The 18,947-nt window shown below is 64.3% G+C and carries 15 protein-coding genes; all 15 read right to left on the reverse strand.

Translation table 11 applies throughout. The annotated features are described in order from the left end of the window. Positions 1 to 7: 7 nt before the first annotated feature. The gene (rpsG, locus tag NF551_RS12815; RefSeq protein WP_055239342.1) at positions 8 to 478 is read right to left on the reverse strand and encodes a 30S ribosomal protein S7; all 471 of its coding nucleotides are present in this window, start codon (positions 476 to 478) and stop codon (positions 8 to 10) included. A gap of 1 nt (position 479) precedes the next feature. Continuing rightward, positions 480 to 854, reverse strand: a complete 375-nt coding sequence (gene rpsL, locus NF551_RS12820) for a 30S ribosomal protein S12 (protein WP_055239341.1) — start codon at positions 852 to 854, stop codon at positions 480 to 482. Positions 855 to 1,204: 350 nt separating this feature from the next. Continuing rightward, positions 1,205 to 1,996, reverse strand: a complete 792-nt coding sequence (locus NF551_RS12825; protein WP_227894270.1) for an IclR family transcriptional regulator domain-containing protein — start codon at positions 1,994 to 1,996, stop codon at positions 1,205 to 1,207. A gap of 18 nt (positions 1,997 to 2,014) precedes the next feature. Then, positions 2,015 to 2,695, reverse strand: coding sequence for a 3-oxoacid CoA-transferase subunit B (locus NF551_RS12830; protein ID WP_227894269.1), 681 nt, complete (start codon positions 2,693 to 2,695; stop codon positions 2,015 to 2,017). Next, entirely contained in the window at positions 2,692 to 3,375 is a 684-nt protein-coding gene (locus tag NF551_RS12835; RefSeq protein ID WP_227894268.1) for a 3-oxoacid CoA-transferase subunit A, read from the reverse strand. The genes NF551_RS12830 and NF551_RS12835 overlap by 4 nt, the downstream gene beginning before the upstream one ends. A gap of 12 nt (positions 3,376 to 3,387) precedes the next feature. Continuing rightward, positions 3,388 to 4,590: a thiolase family protein gene (locus NF551_RS12840; protein ID WP_227894582.1), complete on the reverse strand. Its 1,203-nt coding sequence runs from the start codon at positions 4,588 to 4,590 to the stop codon at positions 3,388 to 3,390. Between the two features lie 112 nt (positions 4,591 to 4,702). After that, the gene (pcaC, locus tag NF551_RS12845; RefSeq protein WP_227894267.1) at positions 4,703 to 5,113 is read right to left on the reverse strand and encodes a 4-carboxymuconolactone decarboxylase; all 411 of its coding nucleotides are present in this window, start codon (positions 5,111 to 5,113) and stop codon (positions 4,703 to 4,705) included. Positions 5,114 to 5,131: 18 nt separating this feature from the next. Continuing rightward, the gene (locus NF551_RS12850) at positions 5,132 to 5,932 is read right to left on the reverse strand and encodes an alpha/beta fold hydrolase (protein WP_227894266.1); all 801 of its coding nucleotides are present in this window, start codon (positions 5,930 to 5,932) and stop codon (positions 5,132 to 5,134) included. Beyond that, positions 5,929 to 7,326, reverse strand: a complete 1,398-nt coding sequence (locus tag NF551_RS12855; protein ID WP_227894265.1) for a lyase family protein — start codon at positions 7,324 to 7,326, stop codon at positions 5,929 to 5,931. The genes NF551_RS12850 and NF551_RS12855 overlap by 4 nt, the downstream gene beginning before the upstream one ends. A gap of 4 nt (positions 7,327 to 7,330) precedes the next feature. Further along, entirely contained in the window at positions 7,331 to 7,894 is a 564-nt protein-coding gene (pcaG, locus tag NF551_RS12860; RefSeq protein ID WP_227894264.1) for a protocatechuate 3,4-dioxygenase subunit alpha, read from the reverse strand. Further along, positions 7,894 to 8,748, reverse strand: a complete 855-nt coding sequence (gene pcaH, locus NF551_RS12865) for a protocatechuate 3,4-dioxygenase subunit beta (RefSeq protein WP_227894263.1) — start codon at positions 8,746 to 8,748, stop codon at positions 7,894 to 7,896. The genes pcaG and pcaH overlap by 1 nt, the downstream gene beginning before the upstream one ends. A 152-nt stretch (positions 8,749 to 8,900) precedes the next feature. After that, positions 8,901 to 10,097 carry a 4-hydroxybenzoate 3-monooxygenase gene (locus NF551_RS12870; RefSeq protein WP_227894262.1) on the reverse strand — a complete coding sequence of 399 codons (1,197 nt, stop codon included), beginning with the start codon at positions 10,095 to 10,097 and terminating at the stop codon, positions 8,901 to 8,903. A 185-nt stretch (positions 10,098 to 10,282) separates the two neighbouring features. Beyond that, a complete protein-coding gene (locus NF551_RS12875) occupies positions 10,283 to 11,077 on the reverse strand; it encodes an IclR family transcriptional regulator (RefSeq protein ID WP_227894261.1) in 795 nt (264 codons plus the stop codon). A 103-nt stretch (positions 11,078 to 11,180) separates the two neighbouring features. After that, positions 11,181 to 15,071 carry a DNA-directed RNA polymerase subunit beta' gene (locus NF551_RS12880; protein WP_227894260.1) on the reverse strand — a complete coding sequence of 1,297 codons (3,891 nt, stop codon included), beginning with the start codon at positions 15,069 to 15,071 and terminating at the stop codon, positions 11,181 to 11,183. A gap of 189 nt (positions 15,072 to 15,260) precedes the next feature. Next, positions 15,261 to 18,761: a DNA-directed RNA polymerase subunit beta gene (gene rpoB, locus NF551_RS12885; protein WP_227894259.1), complete on the reverse strand. Its 3,501-nt coding sequence runs from the start codon at positions 18,759 to 18,761 to the stop codon at positions 15,261 to 15,263. Positions 18,762 to 18,947: the final 186 nt, after the last annotated feature.

An 18,947-nucleotide genomic window follows, 5' to 3' on the forward strand; every position in this document is an offset into this window, starting at 1 on the left:
GTGCTAATTACCAGCGGTAGTGGGCGAAGGCCTTGTTGGACTCGGCCATCTTGTGGGTGTCTTCGCGACGCTTCACAGCAGCACCAAGACCATTGGAGGCGTCCAGGATTTCGTTGCGCAGGCGCTCCGTCATCGTCTTCTCGCGGCGGGCCTTGGAGTAGCCAACCAGCCAGCGCAGCGCCAGGGCGGTTGCGCGGCCCGGCTTGACCTCAACCGGCACCTGGTAGGTTGCGCCGCCGACACGGCGGGACTTGACCTCGAGGCTCGGCTTGATGTTGTCCATAGCCTTCTTCAGGGCTGCAACCGGATCCTGTCCGGTCTTTTCCTGGGCTCCGGCGAGTGCACCGTAAACAATGCGCTCGGCGGTGGACTTCTTGCCGTCAACGAGGACCTTGTTGATCAGCTGCGTGACGAGCGGGGAGCCGTAAACGGGATCGACTGCGAGCGGCCGCTTGGGGGCCGGACCCTTGCGGGGCATATTACTTCTTCTCCATCTTCGCGCCGTAGCGGCTGCGAGCCTGCTTGCGGTTCTTGACACCCTGGGTGTCCAGTGCGCCGCGAACGATCTTGTAACGGACACCGGGCAGGTCCTTAACACGACCACCGCGAACGAGCACGATGGAGTGTTCCTGCAGGTTGTGGCCTACACCGGGGATGTAAGCGGTAACTTCCACGCCGCCGTTGAGGCGGACACGGGCTACCTTGCGCAGAGCCGAGTTCGGCTTCTTCGGGGTGGTGGTGTAAACACGGGTGCAGACACCACGGCGCATCGGGCTGCCCTTAAGGGCAGGAGCCTTGGTCTTGGAGACCTTGGGTGAGCGGCCCTTGCGGACCAGCTGCTGAATCGTAGGCACTTATCAGTTCTCCGTTTATCTCGAGAAAAATTCTCTGGTTGCTGTCGCCCGGCCGCCGCTGTCAGGCAGCCCGCGGGCGAGGCTTTTCAAAGTTGTTGCCGCAGCACCCCCGAGACGTTCCGTTGATCCGAAGCGACCGTAGGCGTGCAAAAGTGTGGCATTCGTTGCACAAGAACCCTGCAACCCGGAAACAGGCCCCCACCCGCACTTCGGAATAAATCCGGAGAACATGCGAGCGGCCTTCATCCACTGCCACACAAACAATTGTTAATAGTCTAGCAGACTTCCCCGTCTGCTATGACCGCGCGCATCCGGCCGGCGAAACCGCCTGCCCTGGAAGGGATCCGAGGTCAGCTCCTGGCCGCGAGGGCCTGGGTGATCTTGCGGGATGCCTCCTGCAGATGCGGCAGCACTGAAGCCGCTGCTTCCTCCAGTGTAGGCCCGTCCAGCCCCAGCGTCGCCTGCATTGAGGTATTCAGTGCAGCGGCAACTTCGCCGGCCGGGCTGAAGATCGGCACCGCCACTGAGCGCAGGCCCCGCTCCAATTCCTGGTCGACTACGGCCCATCCCTGCTCCCTAACCCGCTGCACTTCGGCGCGGAGGGCGGCTTCGGTGGTCAGGGTCCGTTCAGTCAGCGGCCGGAGTTCGACCTCTGCCAAATACGCGTCGAGCCGTTCCGGCGGCAGGCCGGCCAGCAGCACCCGCCCCATCGATGTCGCGTAGGCGGGGAACCGGGTCCCGACTGCAATGCCCACGGTCATCAGGCGGCGGGTATGGATCCGAGCCACGTACACGATTTCGTTGCCGTCCAGGATGGAGGCCGACGTCGATTCGTGGATTTCGCGTGACAGGTCTTCCAGCAGCGGCTGGGCCAGCTGCGGCAGGGTCTGCCCGGAGAGGTAGGAATACCCCAGCTGCAGCACCAGCGCCGTGAGTTCGAAGTTGCGTCCGTCGGTGCGGACGTAGCCAAGCTCCACCAGGGTCAGCAGGAACCTGCGGGCGGTAGCCCGGGTGAGGCCGGTGCGGCGGGAGACATCACTGAGCGTCATCTGTACGTTCTCGGCGTCGAACGCCCGGATCACGGACAGGCCGCGGGCCAGTGACTGGACGTACTGGTCACTGGCCGCGATCGTTTCGCTCATGGGTCCCCCGTTGCTGTTTTAGGCTGCGCCGGCAGACGGCGCGATAAGCGGTACGTCCACCTTGGCGGCCAGCTCCTCGAAGCTGATCCCGTAGGTCTCGCGAACGTGGACGCCGTCCTCCTTCAGGAGGAATACCGCTTCATTAGTGTAGACGCGTGTGACGCATCCAACACCGGTTAGCGGGTAGGAGCACTCGGCAACCAGCTTGCTGACCCCTTCGCGGGTGAACAGGGACATCATGACGTACACGTCCTTGGCACCCGTGGCCAGGTCCATGGCACCGCCCACAGCGGGAATCGCATCCGGCGCGCCGGTGTGCCAGTTCGCAAGGTCGCCCGTGGCGGAAACCTGGAACGCACCCAGAACGCACACGTCCAGGTGTCCGCCGCGCATGATGGCGAAGGAGTCGGCGTGGTGGAAGTAGGAAGCACCGGGCAGCTCGGTCACGGGGATCTTGCCGGCGTTGATCAGGTCGCCGTCGATCTCATCTCCCTGTGCTTCCGGGCCCATGCCGAGCATGCCGTTCTCGGTGTGCAGCGTGACGGACTGTTCCGGCTTGAGGTAATTCGAAACCAGTGTCGGCTGCCCAATCCCCAGGTTCACGAAGGAACCGGGCGCAATGTCCCCGGCAACCAGTTCAGCCAGTGAGTAGCGGTCCAGTTTTTCGCTCACGGTGGTGTTCACTGCCTTTTCGCTCATGCTGCTGCCGGTGCTTTCTCGCGGGATACCTGGACCAGGGAGTTGACGTAGATCCCGGGGGTCACGACGGTCTCGGGATCTATCTGGCCGATGTCCACGATCTCGCGGACCTGGACAATGGCGTTCTTCGCTGCCGCGGCCATGATCGGACCGAAGTTCCGGGCAGTCTTGCGGTAGACCAGGTTGCCGGCACGGTCGGCCTTCAGCGCCTTCACAAGCGCGAAGTCCGCGTGCAGCGGCGTCTCGAAGACATAGCCGCGGCCGTCAATCATGCGGGTTTCCTTGCCTTCGGCCAGCGGGGTGCCGTAGGCGGTGGGGGTGAAGAACCCGCCGATGCCGGCACCTGCGGCGCGGATGCGCTCGGCGAGGTTGCCCTGCGGCACCAGTTCGAGTTCGATTTCCCCGGCGCGGTACTTGGCGTCGAAGATCTGCGAATCGGACTGGCGGGGGAACGAGCAGATGATCTTCCTGACCCGCCCGGCTCCGATCAGGGCGGCAAGTCCCTCTTCGCCGTTGCCGGCGTTGTTGTTCACCACGGTGAGGTTTCCGGCACCCTGGCGCAGCAGTGCCTCGATGAGTTCCACGGGCTGGCCGGCCTTGCCGAAACCGCCAATCATGACAGTTGCTCCGTCATGGATCGGCGCGACGGCTGCGTCGGCGTCCTGCAGTATGTTCAGCACGGTTCTCCCTGGTTAGGCTTTGGTGTTTTCGAGTACGACGGCGAGGCCCTGGCCGACCCCGATGCAGATGGCGGCGACGCCCCAGCGTTCGCCGGAAGCCTCCAGGCGGCGGGCCAGGGTGCCCAGGATCCGGGTGCCGGACGCGCCCAGCGGATGCCCGATCGAAACGGCACCGCCCCACGCGTTGACGATCGCCGGATCGATGTCCCAGGCATCCATGCACGCCAGGGACTGGGCGGCGAAGGCTTCGTTGAGTTCGACGGCGGCCACGTCGCCCCAGGTGATGCCGGCACGCTTCAGCGCGGTGTTGGCGGCTTCAACCGGCGCATAGCCGAAGAACTGGGGTTCGTTAGCTGCCGCGCCGCGGCCTGCGATCCTGGCCAGGGGCTCCAGGCCCAGGATTTCCGAAGCCGCTTCGCTGCCGATCCAGGCGGCGGAGGCGCCGTCGTTCAGCGGTGAAGCGTTGCCCGCGGTCACCGTGCCGCCGGAGGGTGAGTCCGACGCCGGGCGGAAGACAGTCTTCAAGGTCGCCAGTTTTTCCACGGTGGAGCCGGCGCGGATGCTTTCATCCCGGGCCAGGTCCACGCCGTCGACCCGGACGGTGAGGTTGTCGTAGCGTCCTTCGTCCCAGGCCTGGGCGGCGCGCTCGTGGGAAGCTGCGGCGAAGGCATCCTGGCGTTCGCGGGTGATGCCGTACTTTTCCCGGAGCTGCTCCGTGGCTTCCCCAAGCGAAACAGTCCATTCCTTGGGCATGTCCGGGTTCACCAGGCGCCAGCCGAGAGTGGTCGAAGCCAGGGTCTGGTCACCTGCGGGGTACGGCTTTTCGTTCTTCGGCAGGACCCAGGGCGCGCGGCTCATGGACTCTACGCCGCCCACCAGCATCAGATCGGCTTCTCCGGTGTTGATCTGGCGGGATGCGATCATCGCTGCATCCAGGGATGAGCCGCACAGGCGGTTCACCGTGGTTCCGGGAATCGAGACGGGCAGGCCGGAGAGCAGCGTGGCCATGCGTGCGACGTTGCGGTTCTCTTCACCGGCTCCGTTCGCGTTGCCGAAGACGACTTCATCAATTCGTTCCGGGTCGAGCCCGGGTGCCCTGGAGACGGCTGCGCGGATCACCTGTGCCGCAAGGTTGTCGGGGCGCACGGAAGCGAGAGCTCCGCCGAAGCGGCCGAACGGGGTCCGGACGGCGTCGTAAATGTAGGCCTGGTTCACCATGGCTCCTTTGACTGGCTGCACCGCTGCGCGGCGATAAGCGCGTGTTCGTTCACCGAACATACGTACAAGATGCGAATTTATCCGAGATTTGTGGTTTTTACCAGAGGTCCTAGGACGCCGCAGGCCCGTCCAGCTCTGCAAAGACGCCCTGGGCCACCTTGAAGGCGGAGTTCGCCGACGGCACGCTGCAGTAGATGGCCGCCTGCAGGATGATCTCCTTGATCTCGTCCTTGGACAGGCCGTTCCGCAGGGCCGCACGGATGTGCATGGCGAACTCTTCCATGTGCCCGTGCGCGATCAGCGCCGTCAGCGTGATGGCGCTGCGCATGGTTCGGGGCAGACCCGGACGGGTCCAGATGGTCCCCCACGCGTAGCGCGTGATCATGTCCTGGAAATCGCCGGTGAAATCGTCCTTGGCAGCGTTGGCACGGTCGACGTGGGCATCCCCGAGGACCTGGCGGCGGACGGCCATGCCCTCGTCGTAGATCTCCTGCTGGGTCTTCTCGCTGAACTCGTTCACGGTGATGTTATTCCTTGGTTAGTTGGCCGGGCGGAAGAAACCGCCCAGCAGTTCGGCTGTAGCGGCCGGCTGTTCGGCCGGCACCAGGTGCGCAGCACCGGATACGACGGCGGCCCGTCCCTGCGGCACGCCGGCTGCGATCAGTTCCGCGAAGGCAGCGGGTGTCACGACGTCGTCGGAACCGGCTACGGCCAGTACGGGGACAGCGATCTCGGCCAGGCGTTCCCGGACATCGAAGCCTGCCAGTGCCTGGCAGCAGAACGCATAGGAGAACCGGTCTGCATCCTGCAGGGAGTGGAGCAGAGCTGCCGATGCGCCTTTTTCACGTTCAATGAAGCCCTCCGCGAACCAGCGCTGGGCGGAAGAAATGAGCACTGCCGGAGTCCCCTGGGTCCGGACCGTTTCGGCACGGGTTTCCCAGCTTTCGGCGTCTCCGATCTTGGCACCGGAACACAGGATCGCCAGGGAGGTGAACAGTTTGGGGAAGTCCAGGCCCAACTGCAGGCCGACGGCCCCGCCGAGCGAAACACCGGCGTAGTACAGGTCCTGGGTTTCGGAGATGTCCCCGGCAGCTGTCGCCGCCTTTACCAGGCCTGCCACTGCTTCGGCCAGGTCGGGCAGGGAGAAGCCCTCAGCTGCGGCCGGGCTGTTGCCGTGCCCGGGCAGGTCCCAGGCGATCACGGTGAATCCGTCCAGCAGGGCAGCCGTACTGCTCCACAGCGCCGTGCCGGATGTCCCCAGCGACGGTCCGGCGATGAGTACGGGTGCATCGGGACCAGCGTTGGAGAGCTGGGTTGCTTTGATCTGCGGGACGCTCACGGGCGTTTCCTTCCGGGGTAGGCCGAGACAATTCGTTCAATCAGGGCGTCGGACTGGCCGAGGTAGTTGGCCGGGTCCAGCAGCTGCGCAATGTCCTGGTCGCTGAGATCGCTTTCCGGCACCTCCGCGCGCAGCAGCGCCGCGAAGTCCTCACCGGCCAGCGAGAGCGACACCAGGTGCTGGACGCGCTTTTTGCCCTGGCCGGGAACACCGTCCTCCAGCAGGGGCGCGACGCGTGCCATCACCTTTTCGCTGACGACCAGCGGACCGGCAAGGGCGAGGTTGCGGGCAACGGCGTCGCCGTTGACGCTCAGCCCTGCTGCAAGCTCCGCGAGCTTGGCAGCCGCTCCCCCGGCCAGGCGCAGGAGCTGGCGCAGCGCCTGCCACTCGACGTGCCAGGATCCGCCCGGGCGTTCGTCGTCGGCCGCACCTGCTGCGGCGTGCAGCATGGCTGCGTAGCCGGGTGCGGCAAGGGCGGCGCTGCGGATCAGCACGGAAAGAACTGGATTCTGTTTCTGCGGCATGGCGGACGAGCCGCCGCGGCCGGCCTCGCGCGGTTCGCTGACCTCGCCGATTTCGGGCCGGCTAAGCAGCAGGACATCGTTGGAGATCTTGCCCGCCGCCGCCAGCAGATCGGCGAGCCCGGAGCCCAGCGCCGTGACGGGCAGCCGGTTGGTCTGCCAGGGTGCCAGCGGATCTGCCAGGCCCAGGCGTGCGGCCAGGTCTGCCGCCAGCTCCAGGGGCTTGGCCTGCCCCTGCTGCACTGCGGTTGTCAGCGCAGCCATGGTTCCGGAGGCACCGCCCCACTGCAGTGGGAGAGCGGCCGCCACTGCCTCGAGTGCTGCTCCGGCCTGCCCCACGCCGTGCAGCCACTGCGCGGCTTTGAGACCGAACGTAGAAGGCAGCGAATGCTGGGTCAGGGTCCTCGCAACGCTGACGGTTCCGGCATGCTTCCGGGCCAGACCGCCCAGGGCCGCTTCGGCGCTGTGGACGTCGTCGAGGACTGTCTTCAGGGCGCGCGAGGACATCAGCATCAGGGCCGTGTCCAGGATGTCCTGGCTGGTGGCCGCCTTATGGATCGGGCCCACAGCCCAGGGCGCTTCCTCGCGCACAATCGCCCGGAGGTCCGCAAGGAGCGGAATCACTGGATTGCCGCCGCCCTGCGCACGCGCCGCCAGGTCCGCGGCGTCGTACCGCGAAGCCTGGCAGGCGGGAGCGACGGCGTCGGGCACCCGGGAATCGATCAGGCCCGCGGAAGCAAGCACCCGCAGCCACTCGAGTTCGACGTCGAGCATGGCCTGCAGCAGCGCCTCGTCAGAAGTCAGTGCTGCGGCGCGGGTGCCTGCCCATGCCGGAGACAGCAGGCCGTAGTCGGCAGTTTCCGCGGAGCCCAATGGATTACGCCCCCGGGAAGGCGAGGAAGACGGTCTCGTTCTCGCCCTGCAGCGTGATGTCCCAGCGCAGTCCGCCGTCGGCTTCGCGCGTGGCGATCAGGGTCCGGCGCCTGTCCTCGGGCAGTGAAGACAGCAGCGGATCCTTGGCCAGTGCTGCTTCGTCCTCCGGCAGGTACATCCGGGTGTGGAGCTTGTTCAGCAGGCCGCGGGCGAAGACGACGAAGGAGATGAACGGCGCTGCGCCCTCCTCGGTCGGCCCCGGGTTCACCGTGGTGAAGGTGTAATTGCCGGTGTTGTCCACGGGTACGCGGCCCCACCCGGTGAAGGTGTAGCCGTCGCGGACCAGCGAACCGGTCTTCTGCGGAATGCTGCCGTCCGCGTCGGCCTGCCAGATTTCCAGCAGTGCGTCGGGAATGGTTTCACCGGCTCCGTCACGGACCGTTCCCTGCAGCCGGATGGCGCCGGGCAGTCCGGGGGCCAGCAGTTCGCCGCCCTTTTCGAAGGGAAGGGCGTAGCCGTAGAACGGGCCAATGGTCTGGCCGGGGGTGGCGACGAGTTTTTCACTCATTACTCTGCGTCCTCTTCTTCCATCCAGGTGCGGTTGCTGCCGGTGAGCACGATGTCCCAGTTGTAGCCCGTGGCCCACTCGTGCGAGGTGATGTTGTGATCATACGAAGCCACCAGGCGGTCCCGGGCCTTCTGGTCGGTGATCGACTGGTAGATCGGGTCCAGGGCGAAGAGCGGATCACCCGGGAAGTACATCTGGGTGATCATCCGCTGGGTGAAATCCGTCCCGAACAGGGAGAAGTGGATGTGCGCCGGGCGCCAGGCGTTGAAGTGGTTCTTCCACGGGTAGGGGCCGGGCTTGATCGTGATGAACTCGTAGGAGCCGTCGTCGCCGGTGATGGCCCGTCCGACGCCCGTGAAGTTCGGGTCGATCGGAGCCGGGTGCTGGTCGCGCTTGTGGATGTAGCGGCCAGCCGAGTTGGCCTGCCAGACCTCGATGAGCTGGTTGCGGACCGGACGTCCGTCGCCGTCGAGCACCCGGCCGCGGACGATGATGCGTTCGCCCAGGGGTTCGCCGTTGTGCTGGATGGTCAGGTTCGACTCCAGGGCATGCACGTCCTGGTGGCCGAATGCCGGGGACCACAGTTCAATCGTCTCGGGATCGGTGTGGTGCAGGTTCTTGGTCGGGTGGCGCAGGAGCGAGCTGCGGTAGGGGCGGAAATCGATCCGCGGCTGCGTCTCTTCGGCAGCGCCGTTGTCCACGCCCTTCCGGTACGCTTCGTGGATTGTCCGGATCTCGCCGGAAATCTGGTCCTGGGATGCCTCGGCTGCATCCAGCCGTTCGACTATCTGGTCTGCGAACAGGTCATCCGCGGGGGCGGAGCTGTGGTTCACATCCATGGTGTTCTCGTCCATGGTCCTTCTTCCTGTCAGGGCAGAACGCTTCCTCGCGTCCCGCAGGGGGCCGGCATCCCGTGGCTGGAAACCACGATACACCTAAATGTTCACTATCTGTACAGATGTTCACCTAGTGAACATCTGCTGTTGTGCGGTCTTGTGGACTGCTGCTACTGGCCGGGCCAGCCGGTGTAGGCCTCGGCAAGGTAGGCCTGTCCGTGGCGGGAGGAGACAACACCATTCAGCTCTCCCAGTGCACGCTTGCGTTCGAACGGCGTGGCGTCCGGACGCGTGTGCAGCATGGACGTCATCCAATAGGAGAAGTTCTGCGCGCGCCACACCCGCTTCAGGGCCTTTTCGCTGTAACCGTCCAAAAGCCCGGAGTTCTTCGTGGCGTAGTACGAGTCGATGGCCTCGAAGAGCACTGCAACGTCTGCCAGGGCCAGGTTCAGGCCCTTGGCGCCGGTTGGCGGAACAGTATGCCCGGCGTCGCCGGCAAGGAACATGTTCCCGTAGCGCAGCGGCTCGCAGACGTAGCTCCGGAACTTCAGGACCGTCTTCTCGAAAATCGGACCGCGCTTGAGTTCGAAGCCGTCCGGGCCGTCAACACGCCGCTGCAGCTCATTCCAGATCTGCTCCTCGCTCCAGGCTTCGGGATCCTCATTGGGGTCGGACTGGAAGTACATGCGCTGGACGTTGTCGTTGCGCTGGCTGATCAGTGCAAATCCATGGTCGGAGTTGGCATAGATCAGCTCCGGGGCACTCGGCGGCGCTTCGGTGAGGATGCCGAACCAGGCGAACGGGTACTCAATGAAGTTATCCGTCCGCAGCTCCTTGGGGATGGAACGCTTGCAGATACCCTGTGAGCCGTCGGCACCGACCAGGATGTCGCAGTGGATTTCGAAGTCTGCACCCTCCTGGTCCGTGAAGCGGATCTTGGGCACGGACGTTGTCTGGTCCAGCACCTCGGTGTTGGACACGGCGTAGCGGACGTCGCCGCCGTCGCGCTCCCGGGCGGCGGCAAGGTCGACGAAGACTTCATTCTGCGGATAGAGCCACACAGACTCCCCCACCAGGTCCTCAAAATCGATGCGGTGGCTTTCCCCGCCGAAGCGCAGGTCGATCCCGTCATGCTTGTAACCGTCAACCAGGACCCGGTCGCTGACTCCGCCTTCGGTCAGCATGCGGACACTGCCGTGCTCCAGGATGCCGGCGCGGTGCGTCGTGCGGATGGTTTCATGGTCGCGCTTTTCCACGACGATGTTCTCGATGCCCGACTTGGCGAGCATATGGGAGAGCATGAGCCCGGCCGGACCACCTCCAACAATGCCTACTTTGGTCTTGAGGACGGTGCGCGCTGCAGTCAATGCAGTACTCCTTTGGGGACAGGCTGGACGTACGCGGGCGGGAACGCCCTAGAGTCCAGTGTGAGTACCGGCACAGCCTCGGCGCGACTGCTTTCCCATTCAATGAGAATCTTCCCCATCGAGATGGCAGAAAGTGCCCGTGTGAGCGCCCATAAGAGCCTTTTCTGCCATCTCGGTGAGCGAGGTCAGTCCCCGGCTGCTGCCCCGCTGCCGTGGCGGGGGCCGGCTTCGGCCGAGTGTGTGCCCAGTCCGCGGGAAATACCCCGCGCGGCTGTCATGAGCGCCGGCACCGTGGCAGAGGTGTTCTCGCTGCCCCGCGGAACAACCACGCCAAGCGCAGCTACAGCCGGGCCCTGCGGCCCGAAGATGGGGACGGCAATGCCGGTGGTCTCGGGGTCGACGACGCCGGGAAGCGTCGCGCATCCTTCCCTGCGGATCCCGGCCCACTGCCTGCGCAGTTCATCCGCGGCGGGGAACGGCGCAGGATCATCGCGGTGCCGGGCGAGGAATTCCTCCTGCACGTGCCGGGGCGCATGGGCCATCATGACCATCCCGGAGGACGAGATATGCAGCGGCAGCCGACCCGCCACCCTGGCAAAGTTCGCCACCGACCCCCTGCTGGAGAGCCGTTCAATAAAGAGCACCTCATCGTCCTGCAGGACGGAAAGCTGGGTGTGCTGGCGGATGACAGCCTGGATGTCTTCCATAAAGGGCATCGCCACCTGGCGCAGGTCCAGCGCCGATGAACTCCGGCTGGCCAACTCCCAGAGACGCATGCCCAGACGCAGCTCACCCGTTCCCGACTTCTGCAGGACTTTGAGGGACGCGAGTTCCGCGGCCAGCCGATGCGCGGTGGAGAGCGGGAGCCCCGCCCGCCGGGCGAGGGTGGCAACGGGCATGGACGGGTTCTCGGAGTCGAACGCCGAGATGACCCGCACGATTCGCTCCGCCATCGAATCACCGGAGGGGGAATTGGCCATACCAGTACTTTGGCACACGAAGACGGCTCGTCCGGTTAAACGGGGAAGGACCCCGCCTTTCGGCGGGGTCCTTCCTTAGCGGTTTATGCGCTGCGTTCCGGCTTTAGCGGAATTCGCTGCCCATGTCGTAGTCATCCAGCGGGATGGCGTGGAACTCGGGGCTCAGGCCGCCGTCAACTCCGGCGTAGTCGAAGTCGCTGAAGGCGCTCGGGCCGGTGAAGAGGTTGGCCTTTGCTTCTTCGGTCGGCTCGACAGTGACCTCGGTGTAACGGGGCAGGCCCGTTCCGGCCGGGATCAGCTTACCGATGATGACGTTCTCCTTGAGGCCGAGCAACGGGTCGCTCTTGCCTTCCATGGCCGCCTGCGTCAGGACGCGGGTGGTTTCCTGGAAGGAAGCAGCGGACAGCCAGGACTCGGTCGCCAGGGATGCCTTGGTGATGCCCATCAGTTCCGGACGGCCAGCGGCCGGACGGCGTCCTTCGGAGACCACGCGGCGGTTCTCGCTCTCGAACCGGCGGCGTTCTGCCAGCTCACCCGGGAGCAGGTCGGAATCGCCGGATTCGATCACGGTCACGCGGCGCAGCATCTGGCGGACGATGACTTCCACGTGCTTGTCGTGGATGCCTACACCCTGGCTGCGGTACACGCGCTGGACTTCGTCCACCAGGAACTCCTGTGCCTTGCGCGGGCCGAGGATGCGGAGGATCTGCTTGGGATCCACTGCACCTGCAACCAGCTGCTGGCCAACCTCGACGTGGTCGCCGTCGGCAACCAGGAGGCGGGCACGGCGCAGGACCGGGTAGGCGATTTCCTCGGTGCCGTCATCGGGAGTGACAACCAGACGCATCTGGCGGTCGGCCTCTTCGATGGTGACCCGGCCGGCCGTCTCGGAGATCGGAGCAACGCCCTTGGGGGTACGTGCTTCGAAGAGCTCCTGGATACGGGGCAGACCCTGGGTGATATCTTCCGCCGATGCAACACCACCGGTGTGGAAGGTACGCATGGTCAGCTGGGTACCGGGCTCACCGATGGACTGTGCGGCAATGATGCCCACGGCCTCTCCGATGTCCACGGTCTTACCCGTGGCCAGAGACCGGCCGTAGCACAGTGCACAGGTTCCAACGGCCGACTCACAGGTCAGCACGGAGCGGACCTTGATGTCGGTGACGCCGGCAGCGAAGAGCTTCGCGATCAGCACGTCGCCGACGTCGTCGCCGCCCTTGGCCAGGACGTTGCCTTCTGCATCGGTGACGTCGGTGGCCAGCGTACGGGCGTACGCCGAGTTCTCGACCTCTTCGTGCAGCACCAGTTCACCGTTGTGATCCGGAACAGCAATGGTGACGTTCAGGCCGCGCTCGGTACCGCAGTCCTCTTCGCGGACAATGACGTCCTGCGAGACGTCCACCAGACGACGGGTCAGGTAACCCGAGTTGGCGGTACGCAGGGCGGTATCGGCCAGACCCTTACGGGCACCGTGGGTGGCGATGAAGTATTCCAGGACCGACAGGCCTTCACGGTAGGAAGACTTGATCGGACGCGGGATGATCTCGCCCTTCGGGTTGGCCACCAGACCGCGGATACCGGCGATCTGCCGGACCTGCAGCCAGTTGCCTCGTGCACCGGAGGACACCATGCGGTTGATGTTGTTCTCGATCGGCATGTTGTCACGCATAGCCTTGGCAACCTCGTTGGTTGCCTGGTTCCAGATGTCGATGAGCTCCTGGCGGCGCTCGTCTTCAGCGATCAGGCCCTTGCCGTACTGGCTTTCGACCTTGGCTGCGCGTGCTTCGTAAACCTCCATGATGGCGGGCTTGTCGATCGGAGCAGCGATGTCCGAGATGGCAACGGTGACGCCTGAGCGGGTGGCCCAGTAGAAACCGGAGTCCTTCAGGTTGTCCAGCGTGGCCGCCGTGACGACCTTCGGGTACCGCTCGGCCAGATCGTTGACGATCTGGGAGAGCTGGCCCTTGTCGGCAACCGCCTCGACCCAGGGGTAGTCCTCAGGCAGGGTCTGGTTGAACAGAACCTGGCCCAGCGACGTCGGGATGAGGGCAGGAGTGCCTTCTTCCCAGCCTTCCGGAGCCGGCTGACCGTCGCTCGGGACGAAGCCGTCAACGCGGATCCTGACCGGAGCGTTCAGGTGCAGCTCGCCAAGGTCGTGGGCCATGATGGCCTCGGCCAGCGAAGCGAACACACGGCCTTCACCGGCTGCGCCCTGACGCTTGGTGGTCAGGTGGTGCAGGCCGATGATCATATCCTGCGAAGGCAGGGTCACCGGACGGCCGTCGGACGGCTTCAGGATGTTGTTCGAGGACAGCATCAGGATGCGTGCTTCGGCCTGGGCTTCGGGGCTCAGCGGCAGGTGCACTGCCATCTGGTCGCCGTCGAAGTCAGCGTTGAAGGCGCCGCAGACCAGCGGGTGCAGCTGGAGGGCCTTGCCCTCAACCAGCTGCGGCTCGAAGGCCTGGATGCCGAGGCGGTGCAGGGTGGGTGCACGGTTGAGCAGCACCGGGTGTTCGGTGATGATCTCTTCCAGCACGTCCCAGACCTGCGGGCGGAAACGCTCGACCATGCGCTTGGCGCTCTTGATGTTCTGTGCGTGGTTGAGGTCAACCAGGCGCTTCATCACGAACGGCTTGAAGAGCTCCAGAGCCATCTGCTTGGGCAGGCCGCACTGGTGCAGCTTCAGCTGCGGGCCAACCACGATCACGGAACGGCCGGAGTAGTCAACGCGCTTGCCGAGCAGGTTCTGGCGGAACCGGCCCTGCTTGCCCTTGAGCATGTCCGAGAGCGACTTCAGCGGGCGGTTGCCCGGTCCGGTGACCGGACGGCCACGGCGGCCGTTGTCGAACAGGGAGTCAACAGCTTCCTGGAGCATGCGCTTTTCGTTGTTCACGATGATCTCGGGGGCACCGAGATCCAGCAGGCGCTTCAGGCGGTTGTTGCGGTTGATCACGCGGCGGTACAGGTCGTTGAGGTCCGACGTCGCGAAACGGCCGCCGTCGAGCTGGACCATCGGGCGCAGTTCCGGCGGGATCACCGGGACAGCGTCGAGGACCATGCCCATGGGGCTGTTCGTGGTGGTCAGGAACGCGTTGACAACCTTCAGGCGCTTCAGGGCACGCGTCTTGCGCTGGCCCTTGCCGTTCTGGATGATCTCGCGCAGGTTCTCAGACTCCTGCTGCATGTCGAAGTCTTCAAGGCGCTTCTTGATTGCTTCCGCACCCATGGAGCCTTCGAAGTACAGGCCGTAACGGTCGCGCAGTTCGCGGTACAGGCCTTCGTCGCCCTCGAGGTCGCCGACCTTGAGGTTCTTGAAGCGCTCCCAGACCTGCTCGAGGCGTTCGATGTTGTTGTCGGCGTCGCGGCGGACCTTGGCCATCTGGCGGTCGGCGGAGTCGCGGGCCTTCTTCTTATCGGCAGCCTTGGCGCCTTCACCTTCGAGGCGGGCAAGCTCGCCTTCGAGGTCCTTGGCAATGGCGGCGATGTCGGAGTCGCGCTGGTCGACGAGGTGCTTGCGCTCCAGGTCGTGCTCGGCCTGCAGGTTCGGCAGTTCGGCGTGGCGGTTATCTTCGTCAACGGCAGTGATCATGTACGCAGCGAAGTAGATGACCTTTTCAAGGTCCTTCGGCGCCAGGTCAAGCAGGTAGCCCAGACGGGAGGGAACACCCTTGAAGTACCAGATGTGGGTAACCGGAGCGGCGAGCTCAATGTGGCCCATCCGCTCGCGGCGGACCTTGGCACGGGTTACTTCGACACCGCAGCGCTCACAAATGATGCCCTTGAAGCGGACGCGCTTGTACTTGCCGCAGTAGCATTCCCAGTCGCGGGACGGACCGAAAATCTTTTCGCAGAAAAGACCGTCCTTCTCCGGCTTCAGGGTTCGGTAGTTGATGGTTTCCGGCTTTTTGACCTCGCCGTAAGACCAGTTGCGGATTTCGTCCGCAGTGGCAAGGCCGATTCGCATGAGGCCGAACGTGGAATCGTTGGACATGGGTCCCTGTTCTCTCTTGTTCTCTAAATCTGAATGTCTCGGGTACGGGAAGAAGCGAAAGCTGAACTGGTCCCCAGCCAGGGCCGGACGGTCCGGGTTGGACGGCTTTAATATTCCTGCGAGCTCTGCGAGCAAGGAATTTCGTTGCCGCCGTTCCGGGCCGCCCGGCCCCAGCCGGGCCAGTTACGGCTAAACCTCTTCTACTGAGCTCGGCTCTGCGCGGGACAGATCAATACCCAGCTCTTCCGCGGCCCGGAAGACTTCTTCATCCGAGTCACGCATTTCAATCGTGTTGCCCTCGGTGGAAAGGACTTCCACGTTCAGGCAGAGCGACTGCATTTCCTTGATGAGCACCTTGAACGATTCCGGAACGCCGGGCTCCGGGATGTTCTCACCCTTGACGATGGCTTCGTAGACCTTGACGCGGCCGTGGATGTCATCGGACTTGATGGTGAGCAGTTCCTGCAGGGTGTAAGCGGCACCGTAGGCTTCCAGGGCCCAGACTTCCATTTCACCGAAGCGCTGGCCGCCGAACTGTGCCTTACCACCCAGCGGCTGCTGCGTGATCATGGAGTACGGACCCGTGGAGCGTGCGTGGATCTTGTCGTCGACAAGGTGGTGCAGCTTCAGGATGTACATGTAGCCAACGGAAATCGGATCCGGGAACGGCTGGCCGGAGCGGCCGTCGAACAGACGGGCCTTTCCGGAAGCACCGATCAGGCGGTCGCCGTCGCGGGTGACGTTCGTGGAGTCCAGCAGGTTGGTGATTTCATCCTCACTGGCACCGTCGAACACCGGGGTGGCAACAGTCGTGGGACCGGTCTCACGCGGCAGTTCGGGCAGGTCCTTGACCCAGTCCGGCTCGCCCTCGATCTTCCAGCCCTGCTTGGCAGCCCAGCCCAGGTGGATTTCCAGGACCTGTCCGACGTTCATTCGGCCCGGGACACCCAGCGGGTTCAGGACGATGTCGACGGGGGTTCCGTCTTCCAGGAACGGCATGTCTTCGATCGGGAGGATCTTGGAGATGACGCCCTTGTTGCCGTGGCGGCCGGCCAGCTTATCGCCGTCCGTGATCTTGCGCTTGTGGGCAACGTAGACGCGCACCAGCTGATTGACGCCCGGGGGCAGCTCGTCGTCGTTGTCACGGTCGAAGATTCGCACGCCGATGACGGTTCCGGACTCGCCGTGGGGAACCTTCAGGGAGGTGTCGCGGACTTCGCGGCTCTTCTCGCCGAAGATGGCGCGCAGCAGGCGCTCTTCGGGGGTCAGCTCGGTTTCACCCTTCGGGGTCACGCGGCCAACCAGGATGTCTCCTGCTTCAACCTCGGCACCGATGTGGATGATGCCGCGCTCGTCGAGCTGGGCCAGAACTTCCTCGGACACGTTCGGGATGTCCCGGGTGATTTCCTCGGCACCGAGCTTGGTGTCGCGGGCATCAACTTCGTGCTCCTCGATGTGGATCGAGGTCAGGACATCGTCGGAGACCATGCGCTGCGAGAGGATGATCGCATCTTCGTAGTTGTGGCCTTCCCAGGACATGAAAGCGACGAGCAGGTTCTTGCCCAGCGCCAGTTCGCCCTGGTCGGTGGAGGGGCCGTCGGCGATAACGTCGTTGACCTCTACCCGGGTGCCCTCAGAGACGGTCACGCGCTGGTTGTACGCGTTGCCCTGGTTCGAGCGCGCGAACTTCATGATCGGGTAGCTGGTCTCGGTGCCGTCGTCGTTCATGACGGTGACAAGGTCAGCGGAAACCTCGGTGACGACGCCGGCCTTGGCGGCGGTGACGGAGTCACCGGCGTCGATGGCTGCGTACTTCTCCATACCGGTGCCCACCACGGGACGCTCGGAACGGAGCAGGGGCACGGCCTGCCGCTGCATGTTCGCACCCATGAGGGCACGGTTGGCATCGTCATGCTCGAGGAACGGAATCAGGGCCGTTGCGACCGACACCATCTGGCGCGGGGAAACGTCCATGTACTCCACCTCGGTGGGCTCCACGAGCACGGGCTCGCCGGATCCGCCGCGGGCACGGACGAGGACCAGGTCCTCTTCGAAGTGGTTGTCGGCACGCAGCGGGGCGTTGGCCTGTGCGATCGTGCGCTCGACTTCGTCATCAGCCGTCAGGTAATCAACCTGGTCGGTCACGACGCCGTCAACAACCTTGCGGTACGGGGTCTCGATGAAGCCGAAGGCGTTGATCCGGGCGTAGGACGCCAGCGAACCGATCAGGCCGATGTTCGGGCCTTCAGGGGTTTCGATGGGGCACATACGTCCGTAGTGCGAGGGGTGGACGTCACGGACTTCCATGCCTGCACGGTCACGGGACAGACCGCCCGGGCCCAGCGCGGACAGGCGGCGCTTGTGCGTCAGACCGGCCAGCGGGTTGTTCTGGTCCATGAACTGCGAGAGCTGGGAGGTTCCGAAGAACTCCTTGATCGCAGCGACAACCGGACGGATGTTGATCAGGGTCTGCGGCGTGATTGCCTCGACGTCCTGGGTGGTCATCCGTTCACGGACAACGCGCTCCATACGGGAAAGGCCGGTGCGGATCTGGTTTTCAATCAGTTCGCCGACGGCGCGGATGCGGCGGTTGCCGAAGTGGTCGATGTCGTCGACCTCAACGCGGATGTCGACGTCTTCACCGTTGCGCTTGCCGGGAATGGTCTTCTCGCCGGCGTGCAGCGCCACGAGGAACTTGATCATCGCGACGATGTCGTCGATGTTCAGGACCGAGGCATCAGAATCGCCAATGGGCTTCTCGACGCCCAGCTTGCGGTTGATCTTGTAACGGCCAACCTTGGCAAGGTCGTAGCGCTTCGGGTTGAAGTACAGGTTCTCCAGCAGCGTCTTTGCGGCTTCGACCGTGGGCGGCTCTCCCGGACGCAGCTTGCGGTAGATGTCCAGCAGGGCATCTTCCTGCGTCTCCGTGGGGTCCTTCTCCAGGGTGGCGCGGATGGAGTCGTACTCGCCAAAGGTCTCGAGGATCTGGCCTTCGGTCCAGCCCAGGGCCTTCAGCAGGATGGTGACGGACTGCTTGCGCTTGCGGTCCAGGCGGACACCCACCTGGTCGCGCTTGTCGATTTCCAGCTCGAACCAGGCACCGCGGGAAGGAATGATCTTCGCGGTGTAGATGTCTTTGTCACTGGTCTTGTCAGCGGTGCGCTCGAAGTAGGCGCCCGGGGAACGGACCAGCTGGGAAACAACGACACGCTCGGTGCCGTTGATCACGAAGGTGCCCTTGTCCGTCATCAGCGGGAAGTCACCCATGAACACGGTCTGCTGCTTGATTTCGCCCGTGTTGTTGTTCATGAACTCGGCCTTAACGTACAGCGGTGCCGAGTACGTAGCGTCCCGGTCCTTGCACTCGGCCATGGTGTACTTCGGGTCCGCGAATTCAGGTTCCGAGAAGCTCAGGGACATGGTGCCCTGGAAGTCTTCGATCGGGGAGATTTCTTCGAAGATGTCCGCGAGGCCGGAGGTGGTAGCGAAGCCGGCGTCGCCTTCTTCCTGCGCCTTCCTCAGGCGTTCCTTCCAGCGTTCGTTGCCGACAAGCCAGTCAAAGCTGTCCGTCTGCAGTGCAAGAAGATTGGGAACATCCAGCGGTTCGTGAATCTTTGCGAATGAAATCCGGGAAGCTGCGTTCTCCGGAGTGGTAGCGGTTGCGTTATTAGAGGTGCTCGAGGCGACCAAGAGGGATCCTTCCACAGACCTTCAGGCGTGTTTCGCGCTCCCCCTCTGCACTGACGGACCTGGTCCGCGTGCGTCCTCCCGGGGCACCGGGCATCGAACAGTTCTTGTGGGAACGCCTATCGATGCCGCCTGGCCCGTGACACAGCCCACCGCTATATGAAGGCTGAAGGTTAAGAGAGGGAAGCA

This window comes from Arthrobacter caoxuetaonis, assembly GCF_023921125.1.
Classification (GTDB): domain Bacteria; phylum Actinomycetota; class Actinomycetes; order Actinomycetales; family Micrococcaceae; genus Arthrobacter_B; species Arthrobacter_B caoxuetaonis.

Bases quoted from the DNA above. Each gene is read 5' to 3' on its own strand.
- rpsG (WP_055239342.1), bottom strand. From the start codon at position 478: ATGCCCCGCAAGGGTCCGGCCCCCAAGCGGCCGCTCGCAGTCGATCCC.
- NF551_RS12825 (WP_227894270.1), bottom strand. From the start codon at position 1,996: ATGAGCGAAACGATCGCGGCCAGTGACCAGTACGTCCAGTCACTGGCC.
- NF551_RS12830 (WP_227894269.1), bottom strand. From the start codon at position 2,695: ATGAGCGAAAAGGCAGTGAACACCACCGTGAGCGAAAAACTGGACCGC.
- pcaG (WP_227894264.1), bottom strand. From the start codon at position 7,894: ATGAGTGAAAAACTCGTCGCCACCCCCGGCCAGACCATTGGCCCGTTC.
- pcaH (WP_227894263.1), bottom strand. From the start codon at position 8,748: ATGGACGAGAACACCATGGATGTGAACCACAGCTCCGCCCCCGCGGAT.
- NF551_RS12875 (WP_227894261.1), bottom strand. From the start codon at position 11,077: ATGGCCAATTCCCCCTCCGGTGATTCGATGGCGGAGCGAATCGTGCGG.
- NF551_RS12880 (WP_227894260.1), bottom strand. From the start codon at position 15,071: ATGTCCAACGATTCCACGTTCGGCCTCATGCGAATCGGCCTTGCCACT.